Genomic DNA, 23720 nt, shown 5'->3' on the forward strand with positions numbered 1-23720 from the left:
ATATTTAAAATGTAAAAGGGTTACTCAATGCTGAAGGAACTTAGCTATGAAGCGTCCGCGTATTTGCTTTCAAAGCTGGTGGGGATCGGAGAATCGCGCTATCGCATAGGCGACGAACTTGCCGCAAAAGGTGTAACCGCTTTTCGGGCGCACTTACAACTCTTTGAAGGGCTAGCGAAGAACGAACAAGAGTTGACACTTCATCGTACCATTGAGATTGAGCGAGCCAAAGAAGAATTCGCGAACCCGTTTCGTACAATTTTCGGCTTAGCCGAGTCGGGCAGCTACCATACTCCTTATATATCAAGCTTGCTCGCGCAGTTGCGAGAAGAGAATGACCCAACAGGGGAATTGCGCAAGACCATCGATCCAGATGGAATGGAAGAATGGCGCTTAGAAATTGACCCTTGCCGACGGACATATTATCAGCTCGACTATAGCCAGAGAGCCGAACGGCGCCGCGCGTGTATAGATAATTTCATAAAACTAAGAGCAACAGAAATCGAGTGCTTATTGCGCCCGCCCCATTCTCGGTCCCGCTATGGTGATGCGGACGCGCGAAAGTGTGCAGACGAAATTATTAGCCACGGCCTGGGACGATTCGGCTTTGAGCAAAACAAGAAAATCTCTAGCAAGGCTTATACGTTTTTTACTAAACCGCTCGTGGATGATTGGATTGTCTGCATTACAATGATTAGTGATGCCTGGGGTTTTGATGGCTACTCATACGAAATAGTGAATGGCGAAAGGCGAATTAGCCCTAAAATGTTTACGTTCGTGATGGATTTGCGACGCAGCAAGCAGAAAGGACTAAATCATAAGACCCTCTCCACTCTCCGCCTTGATATCGCCAGGATTTCCCCGCTCGGAGAATTTGATAATTCCTTCTATTTGGATATGGATGAAATGGCGGCCGGCTTGCTTGGATATACTCAGCTTTACGGCGTGCTGGCCGGCGAGCTTGAAAGCAAGCTAATCGAAGGTCTGAGCGAGCTGTAGGCTGCGCAAGAACGGTCCCTCCTGGTCGGGCTCGCCTGCTTCTTGCCTACAGCCAAAAAAACGGCCGTCCCGAAGGGCGGCCAGAGGAGGAGGAAGGTTGCAGTATCCCCCATTTGGGGGATAAATAATCTTTTGCCGATGAACGGTCATTTCGGCTTGCGGGGCTCCTCCTCCGATAAAGCGTAGGGTGTGAACGCAATGACCGTCTCCCCCGCCCACGCATTCACCTCCTGCATGCGCTCCTGGAGCGGCTGCAACTCATTGCGAGCAAACACCTCCGCCGCCTGGGCCGCGTCGCCGAAGCCCCCCGTGTTGTGCGGGATGATGCCCATCATTTGCGGCGGTACGCGGTGGGCGGCCAATTGGTCGTCGCGGGTCACATTCTTGATGCCCAAGAACTCATCTTTGGCCGCCACTTCCGATACCGGGATCACCTGTAGCCCATCCTTCTTGCCGTTCGGCGCGTACACCATCAGATTGCGGAAATTCCCCGGCCCCTTGCTGTTCTTCAGGGCCGTGCGCAGGTTGTTGATATCGTCTTCCTTCTGCGCCGGGTCGGTCATATAGAGGATAAAACCGGCATGGCTGCCGTTGAGGTAGTACTTGCGGCGGAACAGCGTGGCCGACTCGTTCAACCATACCGAGTGGTTCGCGCTCAGGTAGTCCGGCAAGCCGTAGATTTCCTGATTGATATCGGGCTCCAGCAGGTGGAACACCTGACCGGGCTCAAAAGCATGTTCCTGCCCATGGCCCGGCACAAACCAATAGGTATCCATATCCACCCCACGCCGGGTGAACTTGGCCAAGGCCGGTTGCAGTTTGATGAGCTTGCCGCGACTGTTCCGTTTGGCTTCGAGGTAGGCATTGCCGAAGGTCAAATAGTCGAGCACAAAGCGGGTGAAGTCGGCTCGGCTGAGCAGCGCGTTCGGCCGGTAACCGCTGACCAAGAGATTGCGCTTGATTTGCATGGCGCTGCTGTGATGCACCGCCGCCCGGTAGGTACGGGCCAGGCCGTCCCAACTGATGGGCGGTTCGTACCATTTGTCCATGTAGGCGGGGCATTCGAGATAATCGAATAGCTCGCGCTTATCCAGCATGGGAATAGCGTCCCCAAAGGTGAAGACTTCAAAGCCGGCCCGGATTGCGGCGTCGGCAGTGGTGTCGGTGCCGGTCGTATCGGCGGCGTATTGCATAGCCTGCATCAGGCGATCTCCATAAAACTACGATTGGTGGCGGTACCGCCTTCGAGGGGCTCAGCGGCCAGGGCGTGCATGCATGCCCAAGCGAGGTCGGCATGGCTGACTTCCTCCGAGCGGCTGGCTTCAAACGTGGCCTGTCGGCCGCTGGGGGTAACGGTCTTGCGGATCGCCATGAAAGCGGCGGCCAGGTCGGTCCAGCCGGCGTCGAATTCAAGCCGGCCGTGGCTGATGACATCCAGGGCTTTCAGGACAAGGCGGGTTTTGACGTCCACCGAGTAATTGAAGGCGACGGCGGCCGGGTAGAACTGCTTGACCAGCTGATAGACGCCCTGGCCGACCCCGGTCGTGTCGATGCCGATATGCGTCACGTGATAACACTCGGTGATGCGCTTGATCTTGTCGGCCTGCTCGGCGAAGTCGAGGCCCTTGAACTGGTGCTTTTCCAGTACGCGGAACTTGCCGCCAGGCACCAGCGGCGGCGCCAACACCACCAGGCCGGCACTGTCGCCCGAGTGGGCCGGGTCGTAGCCCACCCACACCTCGCGATAGCCGAACGGCCGAATGGCGAACGGTTTGAAATCGGCCCATTCGACCCAGCTATCGACCATGCAACGCTGCAGCATCGCCAGCGGAAAAATCGACTGTCCGTCGTCGATAAATTGGCACATGAACAGCTGGGCAAACTCTTCGCCCGAGTTTTCCAATTGAAGCTGGTCAAGGTCGAACAGGTTGCAGCCACCGGCCGCCGCATCCTTGACCGTGACGATTTGCCGCCATTGCCCATCCTCACAGCGGCGCCCAGCCGCCAGGGCCGCATGGCTGGTATCAAGGTCGATATGCTCGGCGCGAGGCCTGCCCTTGTTGAACAGCTTGCCGGACCAAAACGGATAGGCCTCATGGCTCAGGCTGGACGGCGTTGAAAAGTAGGTCAGCCGCCACTTGGCGTGCGAGGCCATCCCGGCCGCCACTTTGCGCAGCTGTTGGAACTTGGGAATCCAAAAGTACTCATCCAGGTACAAATTGCCGTGGTAGCTCTGCGCCGTGCGGAAGTTGGTACCGAGAAAGATCAATTCCGCACCACTCGGCAACTTGATCGGGTCGCCACGCAACTCCACCCCGGCCGTCTTGGCGAAGTCGAGAATGTACGATTTGAACTGGTGCGCCTGGGCCTTGCTGGCCGAGAGGAAGATCTGATTGCGACCGGTCGTCAGCGCATCAATCAGTGCCTCGCGCGCGAAATAGAAGGTCGCGCCGATCTGGCGAGACTTCAGCAAATTGCGCACGCGCTGGACCAGGCCGGCCCGGTACCAGTGCCGTTGATACTCGAACAGCGAAGCCATAAACGACTCGGTCAGCTGGGCTTGCTGCTCGTCGCTGATAGCGTTCTTTTCCGGGGGCTTGCGCGGGCCGCTATTGCGGTTGGCGATCTTAGGATTGAGGTCGGTTTCATTGCCGCCACTGCGGTAGCGCTGAACCCGTGCCAGCCGTTCGACCTGACGGCCGAGCAAATCGATTTCCTTGAAATCGCGGCCGTCCTTGTCTTCTTTCGCCAGCAGGAACTGAATGCGCGCTTCGAGCGACATTTCCACCCGGTCTATCGGGTCGGTCGCGTCCCATTGGTCGCGCCGTTTCCAGCTGTGCAGGGTCGTAACTTTGATACCGAGCTGTTCGGCAATGCGGCTGATGCGCATGCCCTTCCAGTACAGGGCGCGCGCTTGCCGGCGCGGATCGAGATCGCTTTCGATGGTGGCAGCATGTGGCTGGGGGCGGGTTGGTGTGGATGGCATGCCGTCATGCTGCCGCCCTCCGCACGCGAAGCCACGCGGGGCGGATTGTCGCGGCGCTCGGCACAACCGGCCCGCGTTGCCGGCTCAAGGAGTGGCCGCGAAGATGGCTGCATTCCTCAAACGGAGCCAGCCATGAACCAAAAAACCAAACTTTTCCGCATCGCCACCGAGGGCAAGTCTATCGACGGCCGGGTCATTCCCCGCGAATGGATTACCCAAATGGCCGCCACTTTCGATCCCAAGACCTACGGCGCACGCATCTGGCTGGAACATATCCGGGGCACCTTGCCCGAGAGCCCCTACAAAGCCTACGGCGACGTGCTGGCGCTGGAAGCCCGCGACATCGGCGGCGGCAAGCAAGGCCTGTATGCCCAACTGGATGCCACCCCCGAGCTAGTGGCGATGAACAAGGCCAGCCAGAAAGTTTATACGTCGATTGAAGTCGAACCCGATTTCGCCGGTACCGGCCAGGCCTATCTGGTCGGCCTGGGCGTCACCGATAGCCCGGCCAGTCTGGGCACCGAGCGGCTGGCTTTCTCGGCGACCCATCTCAGCCGCCAGTTGTCCGAAACCACGCTGTTTAGCCCCGCCATTGCAGCCGATTTTGCGCTGGCCGACGAGGATAGCCCCAGCCTGTTTAGCGCCGCCCTGGAGAAGCTCAACAAGCTGCTGAGCAGCAAGCAGGGCAAGAACGACAAGCAATTTAGCGACGTGGCGCAGGTGCTGGAATCGGTGGCCGAAGGCATGGGCGATCTGAATGAACAGCTGGGCGACGTGGCATCCCTCAAGGACAGCGTGAGCCGCTTGGAAACCGAACTGGGCGAAGCGCGCGAAGAGTTCCGCCAGCTCAAGGCCGAACAGGACAAGCAGCCTGTCGGCAAGCCCCGCCCGTTCGCCACTGGAGGCAATGCCGGCCAATTCACCGTCACCGACTGCTAAGCCCGCCCTGCCTACCACCCTTTACCGGAGTCCCCATGCGTAATGAAACCCGCGTCCTGTTCGACGCCTATCTCGATGCCGTCGCACAACTGAACGGCGTCAGCAGCGCCACCCGCAAATTTGCGGTCGCGCCCACGGTCCAGCAGAAGCTGGAAAGCAAAATGCAGGAATCCAGCGAATTCCTGTCCCGCATCAATATCGTCGGCGTGCGCGAGCTGGAAGAGGAAAAGCTCGGGCTGGGCATCAGCGGCCCGATTGCCAGCCGAACCGATACCGCCAGCAAGGATCGCCAGACCACCGACGCCAGCACCCTGGATGCGCAGCGCTACCGCTGCGAAAAGACCAATAGCGACACCCATCTGCGCTATGGCAAGCTGGATCAATGGGCCAAGTTCCCGGACTTCCAAACCCGGCTGCGCGACGCCATCGTCCGGCGCCAGGCATTGGACCGCATCACGATCGGCTTTAACGGTACCCGCGTCGCGGCCGATACCGACCGGGTCGCCAATCCACTGCTGCAAGACGTGAACAAGGGCTGGCTGCAGCAATTCCGCGAGTTCGCCAACGGTTCGCATGCCCTGACCGAAGTCAAAGCCGGTACCAAGGCCATCAAGATCGGCGACGCGGTCGTGCAGGCTGACGGCTACAAGAATCTCGACGCCCTGGTGTTCGATCTGGTGTCGAACCTGATCGACCCATGGCACCAAGAGAACCCCGACCTACTGGTGATTTGCGGCCGCAACTTGCTGCATGACAAGTATTTCCCACTGGTGAACAGCAAGCAGCCGCCGACCGAACAGGCCGCCGCCGATTTAATCATTAGCCAGAAACGCATCGGCAATCTGCCGGCCGTGCGAGTGCCTTACTTTCCGCCAAATGCCTTGCTGGTGACCACTTACGAAAACCTGTCCATCTACTGGCAGGAAGGCAGCCGCCGCCGCACCGTGGTGGACAACGCCAAGCGCGACCAAGTGGAAAACTACGAATCCAGCAATGACGCCTACGTGGTGGAAGATTTCGGCGCGGGCGCCTTCGCCGAAAACATCCAGCTGGTGGCCGCATGACGACTAGCCCCGCCCGCGCCCATGCCCTGAGGATGGCGGCGCAAGCCTTGGCCGCGCCCGACGCGACCATGGCGAACGCCACAGGCTACGAACTCATGCTGGCGAAGTTGCACGAAGATCGCCGCCGCCTGAAGCAGATAGAAAGCCTGGCCCGAAAAATCGAGGTCAAGCGCAACCTGCTGCCCGAATACATCCCCTGGGTGGAAGGCGCTTTGCAGGGTAACGGCGCACAGGACGTTGTTTTGATGACGGTCATGGTCTGGCGTATCGATGCCGGCGACTGGCGCGGCGCGCTGCAAATCGCTGAGTACGCCTTGCGCTATCAGCTGCTGCTACCCGACCAGTTCGGCCGCAATCTGCCTTGCCTGCTGGCGGAGGAATTCGCCGACCAAGCGCTGCGCGGCGAGCCGGTCCCGCATGAAATCCTGATCGAAGCCGACCAGCTACTCATCGACCACGATATGCCGGACGAGGTCCGCGCCAAGCTGGCGAAAGCCATTGCCTACGCGCTGCTGGTCGAAGTGCCGAAGTCGGCCAGCGAGCTGGTGCCCATGTTGCGGGCGACCGCCCTGGAGCAGCTGCAAAGGGCGCTCAAGCTGCACGACAAGTGCGGTGTCAAAAAGGACATCGACAAGCTCGAACGCGAGCTAAGGAACTCAGCGCCGACCGGGGCAACGCCCCCGGACGGCAGCTAAACCGGGCGTACCCCGCAACCTAGGCGGCACGGGGCAAGGCCAGGGCTTGCCCATCAGCCGACACCCCGTCCACCGCCTACCCTCTTCCCCTGTTCGGAGTGCCTATGTCTTCCAGTTTCATCGCCATCGCGCCGGCCACCGAGTCGGGCGCGGATAGCGTGCGCAATGCCGCTTTCTTTCCAGCTGTCAGCCTGGCCGCCATCCGCGCCAGCCAGCGCCTGGATGGGACCGTCACGACCGAACGCTTGCGCGCTGCCACGGTGGAAGCCATGGCGAGCGTAAATGCCGAACTGGCGGTGTGGGCCGACGCCCACAAGGGGCTCGGCCGCTTGAATCTGGCCGAGGTACCGGCCGAGCTGATCGACGTGCAAAGCATCCACTTGCAGCGCTACCAGCGCGCCGTCGCCTGCCTGGCCCATGCCAATCTGGTCGAGCGCTACCGCAACTACGACAGCAGCGGCAAAGGCGACCGCGATGCGGACGAACTGGAGCCCACCGCCGACGCCCTGCGCCGCGACGCCCGCTGGGCCATCCGGGATCTGTTGGGGCTCAGTCGTAGCACGGTGGAATTGATCTGATGCGGGTGCATGCCCAGCAGGGCGACACGGTGGATGCGCTCTGTCATCGCTACTACGGTCGCACCGCTGGCGTGGTGGAGGCCGTCCTCAATCACAACCGCGGAGTGGCCGATTTCGGGCCGACCCTGCCGCACGGTACCGCCGTCGAACTGCCCGAACTGACCGCGCCGCCCCCTTCCACACCCTTAATTCAACTTTGGGATTAACCATGGCCGAACCCGTCACCGCCGCCACCAGTAGTTACGCCGGCACCAGTCTGTTTGCCGTCAGCCTGATAAGTCTGTTTCCAGGGCTACAGGCGGAAATCGTCCTGGGCGCCTTTGCCGGCGCGATCGTGTTTGTACTCAGTTCGACCGAGCTGAAGCTTGCCCGCAAGCTGGGCTTCTTCCTCGTCGCCTTCTGCGCCGGCTGCATCGGTGCGCGGATGGCGACCAGTCTGATTGCCTTCGCCCTGCCGGCCAGCATCACCGCCAGCCCTGGTGTCGGTGCGCTGCTGCTGTCCGCCGTGGCGGTCAAGCTGCTGCTGTGGCTGATCGGCCAGGCCGATAAGCCGCTGGCCCTGCTGTCCGCCATCCAAAAGCGCGGGGCAGAAAAATGAATCGCCTGGTCCTGCTGAATGCGCTGGTCTGCGCGCTGATGGCCTGCCGTTTGCTCGTCTTCCAACGCGGGTCCGCCACCCACCACCCCCGCGCCGCCTGGCTGGCCTACGTCCTCGCCGTCGCGGCCGCTTCGGTACCCATTCGCTTGCTTTGTGGACAACCGGTACCGGTCGATGGCGCGAGCTTGGCGCTACACACGGTGCTGGCCGCCGCCCTATTCGCCACGCGTGGCAATCTCGCCCAGCTGTTCCGCACCGATGCGGCACGCCCCGAACATCCCCTATCCCGTTTGCTGAGGAAGACACCATGAAAACCACAACCCTAACCCACGGCGACACCGGCCTGGATGTGGTGGAGCTGCAAGAACTACTGAACCGCGCCGGCATCCCGGTTGCCACCGATGGCTGGTTCGGCGAACGAACCGCCGAAGCGGTGCGCCAGGCGCAACGCCGCTTCGGCCTGGTCGTCGATGGCCTGGCCGGCCGCAAAACCTTGACCGCCCTGCGTACCGGCATCGACGACCCACGCCACCTGCGTGAGGCCGATTTGATCGCCGCCGCCGAACGGCTCGGCGTACCGTTGGCCAGTATCAAGGCGATCAACCAAGTGGAAAGCAACGGGACCGGCTTCCTACCCGATGGGCGGCCCGTGCTGCTGTTGGAACGGCATGTCCTCTATCGCCAGCTGAAGGCAGCCGGCCACGATGCCGATGCCCTGGCGCTGCGCTATCCGCAATTGGTCGGCACCCAGCGTGGCGGCTATGCCGGCGGCACCACCGAGTGGCACCGTTACCAGAATGCCCGCCATATCGATGCGGCCTGCGCCATTGAGGCGTGTAGCTGGGGGCTATTCCAGATTATGGGCTTTCATTGGCAGGGGCTGGGCTATGCCTCCGCGCAAGCTTTCGCCGACGCCATGGTGACCAGCGAAGCTCAGCAGCTGGCCGCCTTCGTCGGTTTTATCGAAGCGGAGCCGGCCTTGCATAAGGCGCTGAAGGCCAAGAAATGGGCCGAGTTCGCCCGGCTCTACAACGGCCCCAGCTACCGCGAAAACGATTACGACCTGAAGTTGGCGCGGGCCTTCGAGCGCTTCGACACGGCAGCGGTGCCGGCATGATCCGGCTATTGTCGTTCGCCCTGGTCGCCAGCGTGCTGGGCAACCTGGGCCAGCTATGGCACACCCAAGTGCAGGCCGGCCAGGTGCAAATCGACCTGGCCGCCCTGGAGCAAGCCGCGACCGATGCCGCACTGGCGCAGCGCACCGCCCAGCTGCAAAACCTGGCCGAACTGAAGCGCCGCCACGATGCCCTGCAGGCAGAAGCCCGCGATACCGTCGCCACCCTACATGCGCGTCTCCAACAACGGCAGCGCGCCTATCAAAGACTCGAAGATGAAAACCAATCCCTACGTGCTTGGGGCGATATGCGTCTGCCTGCTGAGCTTGTGCGGTTGCGCGAGCGCCCCGCCTTCGCCCATGCTGGCGCTTATCGTGACTGGCTGTCCGACCCTGAGCGCTTGCCGGCTACCGGCCAGCCAGCCGCAAACGAATCGGGATCTGTTGCGGGAAGTTGAAGCACTCGAACAAGCCTGGGCCGCGTGCGCCGCCCAAGTCGATTTAACCCTTGCTTGCCAGGCCGACGCCCATGCGCAAACCGCAATTGCTCCGTGACCATCTCGCCCGCTTCGTCCCCAGCCTGGCCGCCGACCCCGACAAGCTGCTGGTGTTCGTGGAAGGCGGCCGGATACGGGCGACCGGTGCGCGCTCGCTGTCCTTCGAGTATCAATATCGCTTGCGCTTGGTGTTGCTGGATTTCAACGGCAACGCCGATATGGTCATCGTGCCGATATTGGCCTGGCTCAAGGACAACCAACCGGACCACTTGTTGAACTACGACAAGCAGGCCGATGGCTTCCAGTTCGAGGCCGAGCTACTGAACCACGATAGCAGCGACCTGGCCATTACCCTGGCGCTGACCGAGCGGGTGCTGGCGAGCGAGCAGCCTGGCGGGCTGGCGGTGCAGCCTGTCGGCGAGCCGCCCTTGAATCCGCATGGCGACGTGATGCATTGGGAGCTATTTATCAAGGGCGCCAAGGTCGGCGAATGGGATGCGCAACCGTGAACGATCTACATGCCCTTACCGATTGGTGCGACGCCTTGCTGGCGAAGCTAGAGCCCGCCCAGCGCCGACAGCTGGCGCGCCAGATTGCCCTGGAGCTGCGCCGGGCCAATGCCCAGCGTATCGCGCAGCAAGTCACGCCGGAGGGCGAAGTATTCGTGCCACGCAAGGCAGGTAAAAGCCGCGACCAGCGCGGTAAACTACGGCGGCCAATGTTCGCCAAGTTGCGGACGGCGCGCTTTCTGAAGGCGCAGGCCGCAGCCAATGCCGCGACGGTCGGATTCGCTGGACGGGTGGGGCGTATCGCTCGGGTTCACCAGTTTGGGTTGTATGGCCGTCTGAAGCCAGGTGGGCCGGAGTATCGGTATGCATCACGGCAGCTATTGGGAATCAATGAGCCCGACCTCGCCATACTCACGCTTCAAATCGAAAGGCACCTATCAGGCAAAGCAAAAATCACGCCTTAAAAGCAGTAGTAACTTAAGGAAGTTTTCGGGACTTAAGATATTGAAGACTATTGCTTATCAATTTCAAAACCGAGCTCTCGGCGTGCTTCGCTTTTTATCACCCCGCAAACTCTCTCGGCCTCGTCCTTCAGGCCCCACCAAATCTCACCCGGATTCGGTGAATAATGATCGTAATTAGCGAACGCCACCTGTAAATCGGTGGTCGCTTTTTCTGCCTCTAGCGATATAAACACGCCAATAATGCCTTTTATTTCGCTTAAGGAATTGACAGCATTTGCCAACTTAATCACATGAGATCTATATATTTCTGGGCGCTCGACATTTCTTTTCAACTCTATTTCTTGAGCACAGCACCCTGCATTGGAAACAATGGCCGCTAAATTATTTAGCATGACCGTGTAATATTGCTGCTTAAATTGCCAACGCTGTTGAGCCACCCACCCGTTGCGGGCAAGTTCGCTTTTAACAGATTCGGTAGCTTCAGCCATTTGTTTCTGCTGATCCAAGAGCATCTTAAAATCTGCATGCGTTGCATAATTCTTTCCACGCTCACTAAAATACGCTGCAATCACTAAACCAAAGCAAATGCACACAAAATTAATAACGCCAAGTAACAAATATTCCTCCCATGACAGAGCTGCCGCCCCTTTAATCACCGCCTCAAGCGTTTTAATGTCAAGCTCACCAACCGTCATTTTTACACCTTTCTATTGCGTGTCATTCTTTGGGATTTAGTTCACAAGGGAAGGAATCCACAAGAGCGTACCGAACAATAAAAATCGCTTCCTTGTGCCGGATTTCCGGATTATCCTTTAGCAGTTTTACAACAATGTCTTTAATTTGCTCCATGGTCACGTCACCCCCAAAACAAAAGTGCGATATTAAGTAGTCTCGCGGCTTTGACACTTTAAATTCTTTCGCCGCCCGCAGTTCTACTGCCATGGTGAATAACTCAGCATCGACGACACCTAGAATATAACTAGTCGCCATCAATCTTTCCCAATCTTCAGTCGAGTTAAGCTGCCTATAAAGGTCATTGCCTGTCTGCTCTGCTTTAACCACACACAACACAGCAGCCAGAAAAAAATAAACAACCCATTTCTTCCAAGGTGCAGTCATAACTTCACCTCCATATAGAAAACCATATTGCAGCATAGACCATATGAAAGGTGGTCTGGATTGCGGTGCAAGATTAATAATGATAACCCCCACATGTCGCCAAACCCGGTACAACGTCTATAGCATGACCCGCGCCCCAGCGCCCGGCATCCTTGGTGCATGGATACCGCCCCCGATCTCAATCGCCGTTTAGAAAGCCTCCTGCGTTTCGGCACCATCGCCGAAATCGATCACGACCGCGCCCTCTGCCGTGTGCAAACCGGCAAGCTGCTCACCGACTGGCTACCGTGGCTCAGCCCGCGCGCCGGGCAAACCCGTCAATGGAACCCGCCCACCAAGGGCGAGCAAGTGATGTTGCTTTCCCCGAGCGGCGATCCGGCCACCGGGGCCGTGCTGCCTGGCTTGTTTTCCGATACGCACAAAGCCCCCAGCAAACAACCCTCGCTACACGTCACCGCCTACCCGGATGGCGCCCGCATCAGCTACGACCACGCGCTGGGCGTGCTGGCCGCAACGGGTATCCAGTCCGCCCTGATCGAGGCCAGCGGCACGATTACCCTGGATGCGCCGAACACGGTCATAAAGGGCAACCTGCTGGTGGAGAAATCGCTGACCTACCTGGGCGGCATGGCTGGCTACGGCACGGCGACGGGTGCCGGCGGTGCGGTTGCGCGCATTCATGGCGATATCGCCATCGAAGGCAATCTATCCGCCACCGGTACCGTGATGGATGGCGGCGGCAACTCTAACCACCACTCGCACCATGACTGAGGCCGGCATGCACGGGATGAACGCGCGGACCGGCAAGGCCCTGGGCGACCTGGCCCATATCGAACAATCGGTGGCCGATATCCTGCTGACGCCCATCGGCAGCCGGGTGATGCGGCGCGATTACGGGTCGCTACTGCCCGAGCTGATCGACTACCCGGCCACGCCGTCCTACCAGCAGAAGCTTATCGCCGCGACCGCGATGGCAATCTTGCGCTGGGAGCCGCGCATTCGTCCGTCGCGTGTCATGGTGCATACGGGTGGCCTGGACGGCCGGACCAGCATCGAGCTGCAAGCCACCCGACAAGACGGCGTGTTTCGCGGCCAGGCCGTGGCCCTGTCGGTTTCGCTGCGAGGTGGCGCATGATCGACTTCGCCCGCCTGCCACCGCCCAAGGTCGTCGAAACCCTGGACTTTGAAGCGATCTATGCCGCCAAGCTGGCGCGCTTCCAGCAGCTCTACCCCACCTTTTCCGCCGCACTGGAATCCGAGCCCGTGGTGAAGCTGCTAGAGCTGGCTGCTTACGACGAAATGACCCTGCGCGCCCGCATCAACGACGCCGCCCGCGCCGTGCTGCTGCCCTATGCCCAAGGCAGCGATCTGGAACAGTTGGCCGCGCTCCTGGGCGTGTCGCGGCTGGTACTCGATGCCGGCAACCCGCAAGCCGAGCCGCCGAGCCCGCCGCGCTACGAAGACGACGAGCGCCTACGCTTGCGCGCCCAGATGGCGCTGGAAGGCGAGACGGTAGCCGGTTCGCGCGATAGCTATGTGTTTCATGCGCTATCGGCGGACGCCCATGTGGCCGACGTGGCCGTAGACAGCCCCACGCCCGGTACCGTCCGCGTCACGGTGCTATCGGTCGAAGGCGACGGCACGCCCAGCCACGCGCTACTGGCGACCGTCTCGGCCTACCTGTCCGCCGACGAACGCCGGCCGCTTAGCGATACCGTACAAGTCCGGCCCGCCACCCTGAAGCCCTTCAGCGTGCGCACCGTCCTGCATCGCCGCCCCGGCCCCGATGGCGACCCCGCCGAAGCAGCGGCCCGCGCGGCACTGCAAACCTACCTGACCGACTGCCGCAAGATCGGCCGCGACGTGCCACGCTCGGGCCTGTTCGCTGCCTTGCACGCCCCCGGTGTTGTGCGGGTCGAACTGGTGGAGCCGGCCGGCGATCTGCTGATGGGGGCGGGGGAAGTGGCGCATTGCGCGGGCATCACCCTGGAGGTCGTCAACAGTGACGAACGCTAGACTGCTGCCACCCAATGCCACCCCCCTGGAACGGGCCGTGGCGGACAGCACCGCCACGCCGCTTGAACCGTCCGCGCTGCGTACCTTGTGGTCGGCCGATCATTGCCCGGCCCCGCTGCTGCCCTACCTGGCCTGGGCCATGTCGGTGGATGGCTGGGCGTTCGCACAAACCGATGCCCAGCGGCGCCAGCTGGTGCGTGAGTCCCTGGCCCTGCATCGCCGTAAGGGTACGCCCTGGGCGGTCAAGCGCGCCCTGGACATCATCGGCTTCGATAACCCACGGTTAGACGAACACCCGGCCGGCGCACATTGGGCCGAGTTCGACTTGGCCGTCGTGGTAGAGGACCGCCCGCTCGACGACGCGGCCGTGGCCGATGCCCTGCGCATGGTTGCCCTGTTCAAAGCCGAGCGGTCCCACCTGCGCCGCTTCCAAGCCATTCAACGGGTACGCGGCCCGCTCTATGTCGCCACCGCCAGCTGCCTGGGCGAGACGATACGGGTGATGCCCTACCAGCCGCGCGACCTGCAACTGCCTCGCCTGCCGTTCACCGTCGGCGCAGCCATTACCCTGGTGGAAGTGGTGCATATCCGGCCGCGCACGCGCAGTTACGACGGTACCGCCCACTACAACGGCACGCACGCATTCGGGTAATTCATGGCAAACCTCAGCGAAGACAACCAATTCCCCGCGACGGTCTATCAAATCGAGCCGTCCGATTTAGTCCTGGGCGGCCCGGCCGGCGTAGTCAACCTGCAAGCCGGCCAACTGACGCGCCGCACGCGCTGGCTGTACAACTGGATAGCCGACAACGTGGTCGCCTCCGCCCTGGCCGGCAAGCTGCTGCGGCTGGACAACCTGGGCAGGCTGCCGGCCGATATCACCGGCAATGCCGCCACAGCCGACCGCTGGCAAACCCTGCGCAAGCTGTCCCTGTCTGGCGATGCCATGGGCAGCGCCCTGCTCGATGGCGGCAGCGACCCGACCTTGGTGTTGCAGCTGGCAGCCACCACCGTCGCAGCCGGTAGCTATGGCGCAGCCGATAAAACCCTGTCCCTGTCGGTCAATGCGCAAGGCCGGCTTACGGCCGCGTCGCAACAGGCCATCCAGTTGGCCCTGGCCCAAGTCTCGGGCCTGGTGGCTGCATTGAATGGCAAGCAGGCCAGCCTGGGCTTTACGCCAGAAAGCATCGCCAACAAAGGCGCGGCCAATGGTTACGCCGGGCTCGGTGCGGACGGCAAGATTCCGGCCGCCCAACTGCCGGCGCTGGCGATTACCGATACCTTTGTTGTCGCGAGCGAGGCCGCCTTGCTGGCGCTGGTGGCCGAGCCGGGCGACGTGGCGATACGGACCGACTTGCGGCGTAGCTTCATCCTGCGCACGGCCCCGACCAGCGTCCTGGCGAATTGGCAGGAACTGCTTACCCCAGACAATCAAGTCGCCAGCATCAACGGCCAGACGGGTGCGGTTGTGCTATCGGCCGCCAGTGTCGGCGCGGCAGCGGCGGCACATAGCCATGCCTTGCCCATTGGTGACGGCAGCATGCAGCGGCTGACCCTAACCACCGGCCAGCAGTTGAACTTCGCGGCCGGTAGCAATGTGGCCTTGGCTTTCAACGACGCCACCAAGACCGTCACGATCAGCACCTCCGGACAAATCAGCGGCAACGTGGAAAGCGCCGGCCGCTGGCAGTACGCGCGCGGCTTGTCGCTGACCGGCGATATCACGGGCACCGTCGCCCTGGATGGCAGCGCCGATATTTATCTGGCTACTGCCTTGGCGAATACGGGCGTGGTCGCGGGGAGCTATGGCAGCGCGACGCATATCCCGGTCGTGACCTTCGACGCCAAGGGCCGGGCCACCGCCGCCAGCCTGCAACCCATCGCGCCAAGTTGGGACGCCATCACCAGCAAGCCGACCACCTTGGCCGGGTTCGGTATCACCGATGCCGCCAGCCTGGCCGGCAATACTTTCACCGCCCCGCAAACCATCGCCGGCTCGCTGCCGGCCGGTACCGCCCTGGCAACCATCGGCAGCACCGCGCAAGGCTTGATGCTGCGCGCGTCCGGCAATGGTGGGACCGCTAGCGCGGCGGTACTCACCTTTCTGCGGCCCGGCAGCTATGGGGCTTATTTCGGGCTCGATATCGACAACAAGTGGAAGGTCGGCGGCTGGTCGGTCGGCGCGGTGTCGTACGAGCTATGGCACGCCGGCAATTCCAGCAAGTTCACCGGCTCCTTGCCCTGGGCCAGTTTGACCGGTACGCCGACCACGCTTGCCGCTGCCGGCATCACCGATGCCGCCCCCCTCTCGCATAGCCATGCCGGCCTGTCGCTGGCACGGGTGCTCTTCTTCGCCAATTTCTAGGAACCACCATGGCCGAGCTACAGACCTGGTACACCCTGCCGACCGAAATCGGCCTTGCCCGCATCGCCAATGCCATTGCCTTGGGCCAAACCATCGACCTAAGCCATATGGCGGTCGGCGACGGCAATGGCGCGGCCACCACCCCGAACGAGAAACAAACCCGCCTCGTGCATGAGGTATGGCGCGGGCCGCTGAATCTGGTGACGGTCGATCCGCAAAACCCCGGCTGGATCACCGCCAACGTGGTGATACCCATCACGGACGGCGGTTTCACCATTCGCGAGCTGGGCTTGTACGACAGCGCCGGCAACTTGATTGCTGTAGGTAATTGCGCTGAGCGCTACAAGCCCACCCTACCGCAAGGCATGGGCGTCGATACCGTGATGGAAATGGTTGTCGCCTTCGGCAATGCCGCCGTGGTCAATCTGACTGTTGACCCCACCAAGACCCTCGCCAGCCGGCAATGGGTGTTGCAGCTGATGAGCCTGCAAGCCCAGCTGCCACCGGGTGGCTTGCCCGGCCAAGTGTTGGTCAAGAAAAGCCTGGCGACCGGGGATGCCGAGTGGCGCGACGCCCGCACCCTGTTTAGCCGGGCCGAGCGGCTATTCCATTCGCAAATCTAGTCCGGGGCGCTTCGCCCGTTCGCTTTCAACTTCCTTTTCCTACTGGAGAATCCTATGCCGACATTCGGCAAGACCTGCATTGCGCAGGCCGATACCTGGGTACCGCTTTACACCGCTGGTGCAGGCAAGGCCCCGACTTTTAACTTGAACATGGTCAATTGCAGCGCCGGCGTGGTGACCGTCGGCTTTGCCATCGGCACGGCTGGCGTCACCAATGGCGACCGCCTGGAATTCAATACCCCGCTCGATCCGGCTGGGCAAATCTCCAATGTGCTGGAACGCACCGGCATCCAAATGTCGGCCGGGGAATCCATCTATGTGCGGGCCAGCGCGGCCAATGTGGTGGATGCGCGCGCTTACGGCTACGAGGACTGAGCCATGGGTAGACGCATCCTTTCCAGTACTTCCGGCAACCTGGCGGCGCGCTCGATCTTTCCGTGGCCCGCTTCCGTGTCACGGCCTGCCGCGATAGGGGACAACACCGGCTCGTCAGCCGGCTATTTGCCCATTGGCTGGTTGACCGATGGCTCGGCCTTACAGTGTTATTCGCTCAACGGCTTTGCGTTGATTAATGCGGCCGGCGTGCCGATCTGGACCAAGTTGCTGGCCGACTTCCCCAATGCAACCGCATTGGTGCGCGAGTCCATTTATCTGGATGCGGTGGATCAAGCGGCGTGGTTCCTGTCGTACAACGGCAATACCACGCCGGCCACGATGTATCTAAACAAGCTGGTTATCGCGACCGGCGCGTTGACCGTGGTGGGGAGCTTTTCGGCGCAAGCGACCAACGCTTTGGCGAGCAATCAGCACCTGCTGACCCGCACGGTAGAGGGTGTCGGCAATCTGCAATTGTTCAGCACGTCCACCGTTAACGGCGGGGTGTACAAGTCCGTGCTGAACTACACGACCGGCGCCATGGTTTCCGGTCCGACCGCCATCGTTGCCGGCAATGGCGTCGCGCTGGCCTACGCCGGTAGCGGCCTGGCCTACGTCAGCGCGGATGAGTCCTTGATTGTGGCAGCCGGGGCCGGCGTGCTGATGGGCTCCACCGCGACCGACAAGGTGATGCTCAGCCTATCCAAGAACGGCCGCCAGGCGACCATCCAAACCAGCCAGGACGGTTTCCCGCTGAGCATGATTACCAACGCGACGACGGTCCTGCTACGCCATATCGGCGGCGGGCGCTTCACCACGTTTCACCCTATCGGCGGCCAGCGTTTGACGGGCGGTGTCTACACCCGCGCCGCGCTCGATGCCTGGCTAAACCAAGTCGCCACCCTGGCAGGACTGTGAAAATGAATAAAAGAGTGCATTTCCCTATCGAAACCGACCCGTCGTCCGGACTCATTGCATACCCAGACGAGATACAGCGGTTCGCCAATGCGGACCTCGCCACGATGCCGGGCCACCTGATCGTGGACTATGCGGGCGCGCTGGATTTGCCCGTCTACGTCCCGCCCACGCAGGCCAGCCTGCCGCTACTGGTGATTACCAAGGTCATCAGCGACCAGCCCGATAAAACCCTGGTGAACTTGGACCGGCACGAAATCACCTGCCCGCAAGGTGCGACCCTGACCTTGACTGCCGAGCTACGCGGCGATGACGGCCAGGTGTTGCCCTACGCCGATAGCTTCCGCCTGCCGATCCGCCAGCGTGGCGGGCGCGATGGGTTACTGATTGGGCGTGCGGTGAACGGCAAGGTGACCGTGGTCGCCCCGTTTACTGCGCCAGGCGATGATGGGGCGTGGCAGTGCGATGCGGCAGGTATTAATGCCGGCTTGCCGGACGATGCCCGGCTGAGGTTCGCGTGCCTGACCGTGAATGTCTATCGGGGCTGATTTTAGGGCGGCGGGTGCGAACTCCACCGCCCGCGCCTTTCCAAGCGGAGAGAGGTAAGCCCGCCCCCACTTCCCCCCGTGTGCTCCACGCGGGCGCCTCTCAACGCTCCTTACTTGGATAGAGCGAGAATCCGTGGGGCCGTGTTGAGCTGGCGCGGTCGATGGGATCATTTACCGCCAGGACGGGACGGCATCGCGTTGCCCGTGTACGCGCCGTGCCGGATCTGATTGTGACCCGCTGAACAGCGGGTTATTTTTTCCTGTCGCCTTGCCTCCGATACCGCAATCGGCACCTCAGCCCATCTGAAAATTTCTCTGTCCCGAATTCATCGGCAGCTAGGCAGCCCCTCGATTTGGTTTTAGTATGTGCAGCAACAAAACATGCCCTTGCTACTTGGGGCCTAAATAAATCAACCGAGGCGGATCGAAACATGAATAAAAATATCACCCTGATTGTCATTATCTCGGCCAATATCATGGTTACTGGCATAGCACATGCCACAAACCTTGTAACCAATGACTCGAATAAACAGGAAGCAGCGACATCTGAATCTAGCGCGCAAGTGAAAGAAATTCTGATTCAGTTTGACAAATCCATGCTTGATAACAATGGCAAACCGAACATTGCAGCGCAACAGGAAATCTTGAATACAGTTGCAACACGCCATGGATTAACACTCACGTTAGATGCGATATTGAGCGGCGGCCTGCAATTGTGGTCAATTAATAAAAGAATCGCTGATGGCGATGCGGATATTCTTGCCGCCGACATAGAGAAAAGCAATACGTCGATCGTATCTGCCACGCCAAACAAAAAGCTAACCATTGATTTGCCATCCCCCCCCAAGCGCATAAAACAAGTGCCTTGAGCGTTCTTCGACCCAGATTTACCCGCGTATGACTGGCTGCTCTGCCATTTCATACATCACTTATTTTATTAAAAGAAAGCGACATTTGGTGCGCCGGTAACCTGCAGCGCACCCAACTCTCGCGTCAACCTGAGGAAGGAAATAAGCGCAACATGATAGGTTTTTCAATTTTTAAAAAATTCGGCGCACCTATAATCTTTAGCTCTTTTGCTTTGGCGGCGTATTCAGACCCATCAACGCCAGCTGATTCGAGCTACTCTGGCGCCACAGATGAAATTATTGTGAGGTTTAAGGACGACCGAACCGTCGCTGTACTGACCGCTAACAATAAACAACTAACCGACACCCCGATGCAAATCGCATCCATGCGCCATGGGCGCAAGGCAAAATTACTATATGTAAACGAAAAAAAAGTCACTCTTTGGAAACTAGATCGATTCATATTTAATACCGACGCAGAAACGCTTGCAACAGCGATGATGAAGAGCGACCCACGCATTCTGTACGCCCACCCAAATTACAGGACGATTTTTCCTCAGTCATTTATTCCGAATGATAGCTATTGGCCTAAACAATGGAATTTACAAAATTCCTTAGCCGGAATCAATGCACCAGCCGCGTGGGATTTATCAACTGGCGCAGGTGTAATCGTAGCTGTTGTGGACACGGGGTATCGCCCTCACTCCGACTTGCCGTCATACATTCTCCCCGGAGTGGACATGATTCGAGATCCCGTCGATGGGAGAGACGGGCAAGAAGGTTGGCCGGGATCTGTTTTTCAAAGCCGCGATCTTGATGCTACCGACCCCGGTGATTATGTAAATGAGGGGGCTCCTGGGGAAAAGGAATCCAGCTGGCATGGCACTCATGTTGCGGGCATTATAGGTGCGCAAGCTAATAATGGATATGGAATCGCCGGTGTCGCATTTAATTCAAAAATCCTCCCGATTCGGGGCGTAGGCCCGAATGGCGGCTGGATAACCGACTTCGCAGATGGCGTTAAATGGGCTGCCGGCGCCGAGGTTGTTTGGAACACCTTGAACTCAAGGCGAATGGAAACGGTGAATCGCAACCCAGCTAAAGTAATTAATATGTCTGCCCGTATGCGTGGCGCTTGCAGCCCTTACATGCAGGAAGCCATTGATGAAGCAAGGCGTAAAGGAGCCATTTTAATTGCGGCAGCTGGCAATGATCATGCGGATGTCAGCAATGCGATGCCAGCTAACTGTTCTGGTGTGATAACGGTGGGCGCAATAGATCCAACAGGAAGCCGCGCACCTTATTCCAACTATGGAAGCATGGTTGATATAGTTGCGCCCGGTGGCAATGTGAATACGAATGATGAATTCGGAATCGTGTCTATTCACAACGAAGGTAGATTTAGGCCAGGCCCCGAAGGTTTTGCATTTATGGCCGGGACATCTCAAGCGGCGCCCCATGTGGCGGGAGTAGTTGCATCAATGCTGTCCGCAAATCCAAATCTAAACGCGGATCAAGTAAAGAGTATTCTAAAATCAACTGCACACCGTTTTGTCGCTGATTGTGCAGGGTGCGGCGCGGGGATGCTGGATGCCTACAGCGCTGTGATGGCGGCAAAGGGTATGTACATACGTCCGTTTTCCGCGACTGCGACAGGAACGAATCTTGATACGTCGCGTCCGTCGCTCAAGGTAACCATCAATGTCGGTCAAAGCGACATCGGGAAAACAGGGGATTTGTATATACAAGCCGTAGCAAAGAATGGCGCAAGCTATTTTCTAACCCCTACGGGTTGGACGGCAAGCGATATTAGCGCCTCCGTCCCCTACACTACAGTCCCCTTGGGTACACATGAAATCCAAGTGCTGAATGGTAGCTCATTGCCCTTTTCAGCATCTGGCTTGAAAATCTATGCGGGATATGGCCTAAATCGCTACGATTTCCTTACCAATCGATTTCACGGCTTGGTTTATGCGTTGACCGATGTTCAGCCGACAACATGCTCATTGACTGTGACGCCGAATGTAACAGCGCTTGGGTCAAGTTACGGCTATACAGTGACAGGGGCGAATTTACCAAACAATGCGCAGGCATTTTGGTTTGGTACAAAGAATGGGATTCCAGATGCAAACGGTAGTTTGCAAGGAAGCTTAAATGTATTCCCTATCACCTATCCGTATGTCAATCTAGCGGGGCAACAGGGGAAGTACGTGCGTTACCTACAGATTCGCAATTCAATCGGCGAACCTGTTTGCACGACTCCTGCAGTGCAAATGGAGTTGCTAGCAGCACCTACCTGCACCTTAACTTCCTCGCCAGCCGTGGTGCCTGCGGGCACGCCCTATTCATACGCAATAAATGGAACCAACATTCCTCCGAATGCCGAGGCATATTGGTTTGGAACGAAAAATGGCACTCCCGATATCTGGGCTAGCTATTTTGCTACCTTGGGTAGTTTGCCCGCAAATGTGGCCTACACCAGTCAAGCCAGCTGGGCCGGAACTTATGCACGCTACGTTGAGATTAGACAAGGTGGCGCGCTGATCTGCAAGACGAATACGGTTACAAATACCTTGCAGTAGGTTTAGGTAATGAACGGCGCTGCTTTAATTTGAAGCTCTATCAGACTGGTCAATTGCCCCCGCAATCAGCGGGGGTAATTGTTTGTATGCCCGGCACAATCACTGTCACGTGGCATAAACTCCGGCGAACGGTAAGGTGAGCGCATCATCCACCGCCCGGAGTTGCGCCCCCCCATGGCCACCGATTACCACCACGGCGCGCGCGTCATTGAGATCAATGAAGGCACGCGCGTTATCCGCACTATCGCTACGGCGATTATCGGCATTGTCTGCACGGGCGCCGATGCCGACGCCGCCTATTTTCCCCTCAACACGCCGAAGCTCATTACCAACGTTTTTGAAGCCATTGGCAAAGCTGGCACAAAGGGCACGCTGGCTGCAACGCTTGATGCTATCGCCGACCAAGCCAAGCCCATTATTGTTGTCGTGCGGGTGGCCGATGGCGCCAGCGAAGCCGAGACGACTTCCAACGTTATTGGCGCGGTCAATGCGGCCGGCCGCTATACCGGCATGAAAGCCTTGCTTACCGCCCAAGCCAGCCTAGGCGTCAAGCCGCGCATTCTGGCTTGCCCTGGGCTGGATAGCCTGCCGGTCGCTACCGAGTTGGCCGCTATCGCGCAGAAGCTGCGCGCCTTCGCCTATGTATCCGCGCATGGTGCCACCACCAAAGAAGCCGCCGTCACCTATCGCGACAACTTCGGCCAACGCGAAGTCATGGTGATATGGCCCGATTTCGTATCCTGGGACACCGCCAAGAACGCCCCGGCTGTCTGCCAGGCAACTGCCCGCGCGGTCGGCCTACGCGCCAAGCTGGACGAGGAGCAGGGCTGGCATAAGACCCTGTCGAACGTCACGGTAAACGGCGTGTCGGGTTTATCGGTGGACGTGTATTGGGATTTACAAGACCCCGCAACGGATGCCGGCTACCTCAACAGCCACGAAGTGACCGGCCTGGTCCATCACCGAGGCTTCCGTTTCTGGGGTTCGCGTACCTGCTCCGACGATCCGCTGTTCTGCTTCGAGAATTACACCCGCACCGCGCAAGTGCTGGCCGACACCATCGCGGAGGCGCACCTGTGGGCCATCGACAAGCCCATGGGGCCGATGCTCGTCAAAGACATCATCGAAGGCATTAACGCCAAGTTCCGCGAGCTGAAAGCTTGGGGCTACATCCTGGGAGGGGAAGCCTGGTACGACGAGGAAATCAACACGGTTGAGACGCTCAAGGCCGGCAAGCTGTCCATCGACTACGACTACACCCCGGTTCCCCCGCTGGAAAACCTCATGCTCCGCCAGCGCATCACCGACCGCTACCTGGCCGACTTCGCCGCCCAAATCGCCGCCTAAGCGCGCCAAACTCGAAAGGCATTCCCATGGCGCTACCGCGCAAGCTGAAACACTTTAATACCTTCGTCGATGGCAACGGCTATGCCGGCGAAACCAAGGAAGTCACCCTGCCGAAACTGAGCCGCAAGATGGAGGAATATCGGGGCGGCGGGATGGATGGTCCGATCAGCATCGACATGGGCCAAGAAAAGCTCGAACTGGAAGCCACCTACGGCGGCTTGATGCGCGACATTCTCAAAGGCTACGGCGCGCTCAAGCATGACGCGGTGCTGATCCGCTTTGCCGGCGCCTATCAGCGCGAGGACAGCGGGGACGTCGATGCGGTGGAAATCGTGGTGCGTGGCCGCCATCAAGAAATCGATATGGGTTCGGCCAAGGCCGGCGATGACAGCGATTTCAAGGTGAAGAGCGCGCTCAGCTATTACAAGCTGATGGTCAACGGCGCGACCGCTATCGAAATCGACCTGGCAAGCATGGTGCTTGTCGTGGACGGTGAGGACCGTCTCGCCAAGCATCGCAAAGCCATTGGCGTTTAAGCC

General features: G+C 59.6%; 30 protein-coding genes. 25 read left to right on the forward strand and 5 right to left on the reverse strand.

Annotated elements, in window-relative coordinates; genetic code table 11:
* Positions 1-27: 27 nt before the first annotated feature.
* Entirely contained in the window at positions 28-999 is a 972-nt protein-coding gene (locus FNU76_RS23755; protein WP_144280501.1) for a hypothetical protein, read from the forward strand.
* Positions 1000-1145: 146 nt separating this feature from the next.
* Here FNU76_RS23755 and FNU76_RS23760 read toward each other — a convergent pair whose 3' ends face one another.
* Both FNU76_RS23760 and FNU76_RS23765 read right to left on the reverse strand, forming a co-directional pair.
* Positions 1146-2201, reverse strand: coding sequence for a phage portal protein (locus tag FNU76_RS23760; RefSeq protein ID WP_308418588.1), 1056 nt, complete (start codon positions 2199-2201; stop codon positions 1146-1148).
* On the reverse strand, positions 2201-3985 hold the full coding sequence (locus FNU76_RS23765; RefSeq protein ID WP_144280502.1) for a terminase ATPase subunit family protein: 1785 nt from the start codon (positions 3983-3985) through the stop codon (positions 2201-2203). Before FNU76_RS23765 ends, FNU76_RS23760 begins: the two co-directional genes overlap by 1 nt.
* Before the next feature lie 132 nt (positions 3986-4117).
* Here FNU76_RS23765 and FNU76_RS23770 point away from each other — a divergent pair, with 132 nt between their 5' ends.
* The 8 genes from FNU76_RS23770 (at position 4118) to FNU76_RS23805 (ending at position 8976) form a co-directional block, all read left to right on the forward strand.
* A complete protein-coding gene (locus FNU76_RS23770) occupies positions 4118-4924 on the forward strand; it encodes a GPO family capsid scaffolding protein (protein ID WP_179958273.1) in 807 nt (268 codons plus the stop codon).
* A gap of 35 nt (positions 4925-4959) precedes the next feature.
* Positions 4960-5988, forward strand: a complete 1029-nt coding sequence (locus FNU76_RS23775; RefSeq protein ID WP_144280504.1) for a phage major capsid protein, P2 family — start codon at positions 4960-4962, stop codon at positions 5986-5988.
* Positions 5985-6683, forward strand: a complete 699-nt coding sequence (gene gpM / locus FNU76_RS23780; RefSeq protein ID WP_144279105.1) for a phage terminase small subunit — start codon at positions 5985-5987, stop codon at positions 6681-6683. Before FNU76_RS23775 ends, gpM begins: the two co-directional genes overlap by 4 nt.
* 104 nt (positions 6684-6787) lie before the next feature.
* Positions 6788-7261 (forward strand): head completion/stabilization protein, encoded by a 474-nt coding sequence (locus tag FNU76_RS23785; RefSeq protein WP_144279104.1) that lies wholly within the window; start codon positions 6788-6790, stop codon positions 7259-7261.
* Complete coding sequence (locus FNU76_RS23790) at positions 7261-7467, forward strand: tail protein X (protein WP_144279103.1); 207 nt, start codon at positions 7261-7263, stop codon at positions 7465-7467. Before FNU76_RS23785 ends, FNU76_RS23790 begins: the two co-directional genes overlap by 1 nt.
* Before the next feature lie 2 nt (positions 7468-7469).
* A complete protein-coding gene (locus tag FNU76_RS23795) occupies positions 7470-7859 on the forward strand; it encodes a putative holin (protein ID WP_144279102.1) in 390 nt (129 codons plus the stop codon).
* A complete protein-coding gene (locus tag FNU76_RS23800) occupies positions 7856-8170 on the forward strand; it encodes a phage holin family protein (RefSeq protein WP_144279101.1) in 315 nt (104 codons plus the stop codon). The genes FNU76_RS23795 and FNU76_RS23800 overlap by 4 nt, the downstream gene beginning before the upstream one ends.
* Positions 8167-8976 carry an N-acetylmuramidase domain-containing protein gene (locus tag FNU76_RS23805; protein ID WP_144280505.1) on the forward strand — a complete coding sequence of 270 codons (810 nt, stop codon included), beginning with the start codon at positions 8167-8169 and terminating at the stop codon, positions 8974-8976. Before FNU76_RS23800 ends, FNU76_RS23805 begins: the two co-directional genes overlap by 4 nt.
* A gap of 53 nt (positions 8977-9029) precedes the next feature.
* Here the strand turns inward: FNU76_RS23805 and FNU76_RS25360 are convergent, their stop codons facing one another.
* Positions 9030-9161 (reverse strand): hypothetical protein, encoded by a 132-nt coding sequence (locus FNU76_RS25360; RefSeq protein ID WP_373279705.1) that lies wholly within the window; start codon positions 9159-9161, stop codon positions 9030-9032.
* Between the two features lie 88 nt (positions 9162-9249).
* Between FNU76_RS25360 and lysC the strand changes: the two genes are divergently transcribed.
* The 3 genes from lysC to FNU76_RS23820 are packed head-to-tail and all read left to right on the forward strand — an operon-like array spanning position 9250 to position 10443.
* The gene (lysC, locus tag FNU76_RS25365) at positions 9250-9528 is read left to right on the forward strand and encodes an Rz1-like lysis system protein LysC (protein WP_144280506.1); all 279 of its coding nucleotides are present in this window, start codon (positions 9250-9252) and stop codon (positions 9526-9528) included.
* Positions 9503-9979, forward strand: coding sequence for a phage tail protein (locus FNU76_RS23815; protein ID WP_144280507.1), 477 nt, complete (start codon positions 9503-9505; stop codon positions 9977-9979). Before lysC ends, FNU76_RS23815 begins: the two co-directional genes overlap by 26 nt.
* Positions 9976-10443 carry a phage virion morphogenesis protein gene (locus FNU76_RS23820; RefSeq protein ID WP_144280508.1) on the forward strand — a complete coding sequence of 156 codons (468 nt, stop codon included), beginning with the start codon at positions 9976-9978 and terminating at the stop codon, positions 10441-10443. The genes FNU76_RS23815 and FNU76_RS23820 overlap by 4 nt, the downstream gene beginning before the upstream one ends.
* Positions 10444-10490: 47 nt before the next feature.
* Here FNU76_RS23820 and FNU76_RS23825 read toward each other — a convergent pair whose 3' ends face one another.
* Both FNU76_RS23825 and FNU76_RS23830 read right to left on the reverse strand, forming a co-directional pair.
* On the reverse strand, positions 10491-11138 hold the full coding sequence (locus FNU76_RS23825; RefSeq protein WP_144280509.1) for a hypothetical protein: 648 nt from the start codon (positions 11136-11138) through the stop codon (positions 10491-10493).
* A 22-nt stretch (positions 11139-11160) separates the two neighbouring features.
* Positions 11161-11562, reverse strand: a complete 402-nt coding sequence (locus tag FNU76_RS23830) for a Rap1a/Tai family immunity protein (RefSeq protein ID WP_144280510.1) — start codon at positions 11560-11562, stop codon at positions 11161-11163.
* A gap of 159 nt (positions 11563-11721) precedes the next feature.
* Here FNU76_RS23830 and FNU76_RS23835 point away from each other — a divergent pair, with 159 nt between their 5' ends.
* From FNU76_RS23835 to FNU76_RS23895, 13 genes are all read left to right on the forward strand, one after another.
* Positions 11722-12333 (forward strand): phage baseplate assembly protein V, encoded by a 612-nt coding sequence (locus FNU76_RS23835; RefSeq protein WP_144280511.1) that lies wholly within the window; start codon positions 11722-11724, stop codon positions 12331-12333.
* A 7-nt stretch (positions 12334-12340) separates the two neighbouring features.
* Positions 12341-12697 (forward strand): GPW/gp25 family protein, encoded by a 357-nt coding sequence (locus FNU76_RS23840; protein ID WP_144280512.1) that lies wholly within the window; start codon positions 12341-12343, stop codon positions 12695-12697.
* A complete protein-coding gene (locus FNU76_RS23845) occupies positions 12694-13578 on the forward strand; it encodes a baseplate assembly protein (RefSeq protein WP_144280513.1) in 885 nt (294 codons plus the stop codon). The genes FNU76_RS23840 and FNU76_RS23845 overlap by 4 nt, the downstream gene beginning before the upstream one ends.
* Positions 13565-14230: a phage tail protein I gene (locus tag FNU76_RS23850; protein ID WP_179958276.1), complete on the forward strand. Its 666-nt coding sequence runs from the start codon at positions 13565-13567 to the stop codon at positions 14228-14230. Before FNU76_RS23845 ends, FNU76_RS23850 begins: the two co-directional genes overlap by 14 nt.
* A gap of 3 nt (positions 14231-14233) precedes the next feature.
* A complete protein-coding gene (locus FNU76_RS23855; RefSeq protein WP_144280515.1) occupies positions 14234-15943 on the forward strand; it encodes a hypothetical protein in 1710 nt (569 codons plus the stop codon).
* Positions 15944-15951: 8 nt separating this feature from the next.
* A complete protein-coding gene (locus FNU76_RS23860; protein WP_144280516.1) occupies positions 15952-16566 on the forward strand; it encodes a phage tail protein in 615 nt (204 codons plus the stop codon).
* 54 nt (positions 16567-16620) lie between these two features.
* Positions 16621-16941, forward strand: a complete 321-nt coding sequence (locus FNU76_RS23865) for a hypothetical protein (RefSeq protein ID WP_144279090.1) — start codon at positions 16621-16623, stop codon at positions 16939-16941.
* A gap of 3 nt (positions 16942-16944) precedes the next feature.
* The gene (locus FNU76_RS23870) at positions 16945-17859 is read left to right on the forward strand and encodes a hypothetical protein (RefSeq protein WP_144280517.1); all 915 of its coding nucleotides are present in this window, start codon (positions 16945-16947) and stop codon (positions 17857-17859) included.
* 2 nt (positions 17860-17861) lie between these two features.
* Positions 17862-18404: an immunoglobulin domain-containing protein gene (locus FNU76_RS23875; RefSeq protein WP_144280518.1), complete on the forward strand. Its 543-nt coding sequence runs from the start codon at positions 17862-17864 to the stop codon at positions 18402-18404.
* Between the two features lie 431 nt (positions 18405-18835).
* On the forward strand, positions 18836-19273 hold the full coding sequence (locus FNU76_RS23880) for a hypothetical protein (RefSeq protein WP_144280519.1): 438 nt from the start codon (positions 18836-18838) through the stop codon (positions 19271-19273).
* Positions 19274-19425: 152 nt separating this feature from the next.
* Complete coding sequence (locus tag FNU76_RS23885) at positions 19426-21834, forward strand: S8 family peptidase (RefSeq protein ID WP_144280520.1); 2409 nt, start codon at positions 19426-19428, stop codon at positions 21832-21834.
* A gap of 174 nt (positions 21835-22008) precedes the next feature.
* The gene (locus FNU76_RS23890) at positions 22009-23181 is read left to right on the forward strand and encodes a phage tail sheath protein (protein WP_144280521.1); all 1173 of its coding nucleotides are present in this window, start codon (positions 22009-22011) and stop codon (positions 23179-23181) included.
* A gap of 26 nt (positions 23182-23207) precedes the next feature.
* A complete protein-coding gene (locus tag FNU76_RS23895; protein WP_144280522.1) occupies positions 23208-23717 on the forward strand; it encodes a phage major tail tube protein in 510 nt (169 codons plus the stop codon).
* Positions 23718-23720: the final 3 nt, after the last annotated feature.

Source organism: Chitinimonas arctica (genome assembly GCF_007431345.1).
In the GTDB taxonomy this organism is placed as follows: domain Bacteria; phylum Pseudomonadota; class Gammaproteobacteria; order Burkholderiales; family Chitinimonadaceae; genus Chitinimonas; species Chitinimonas arctica.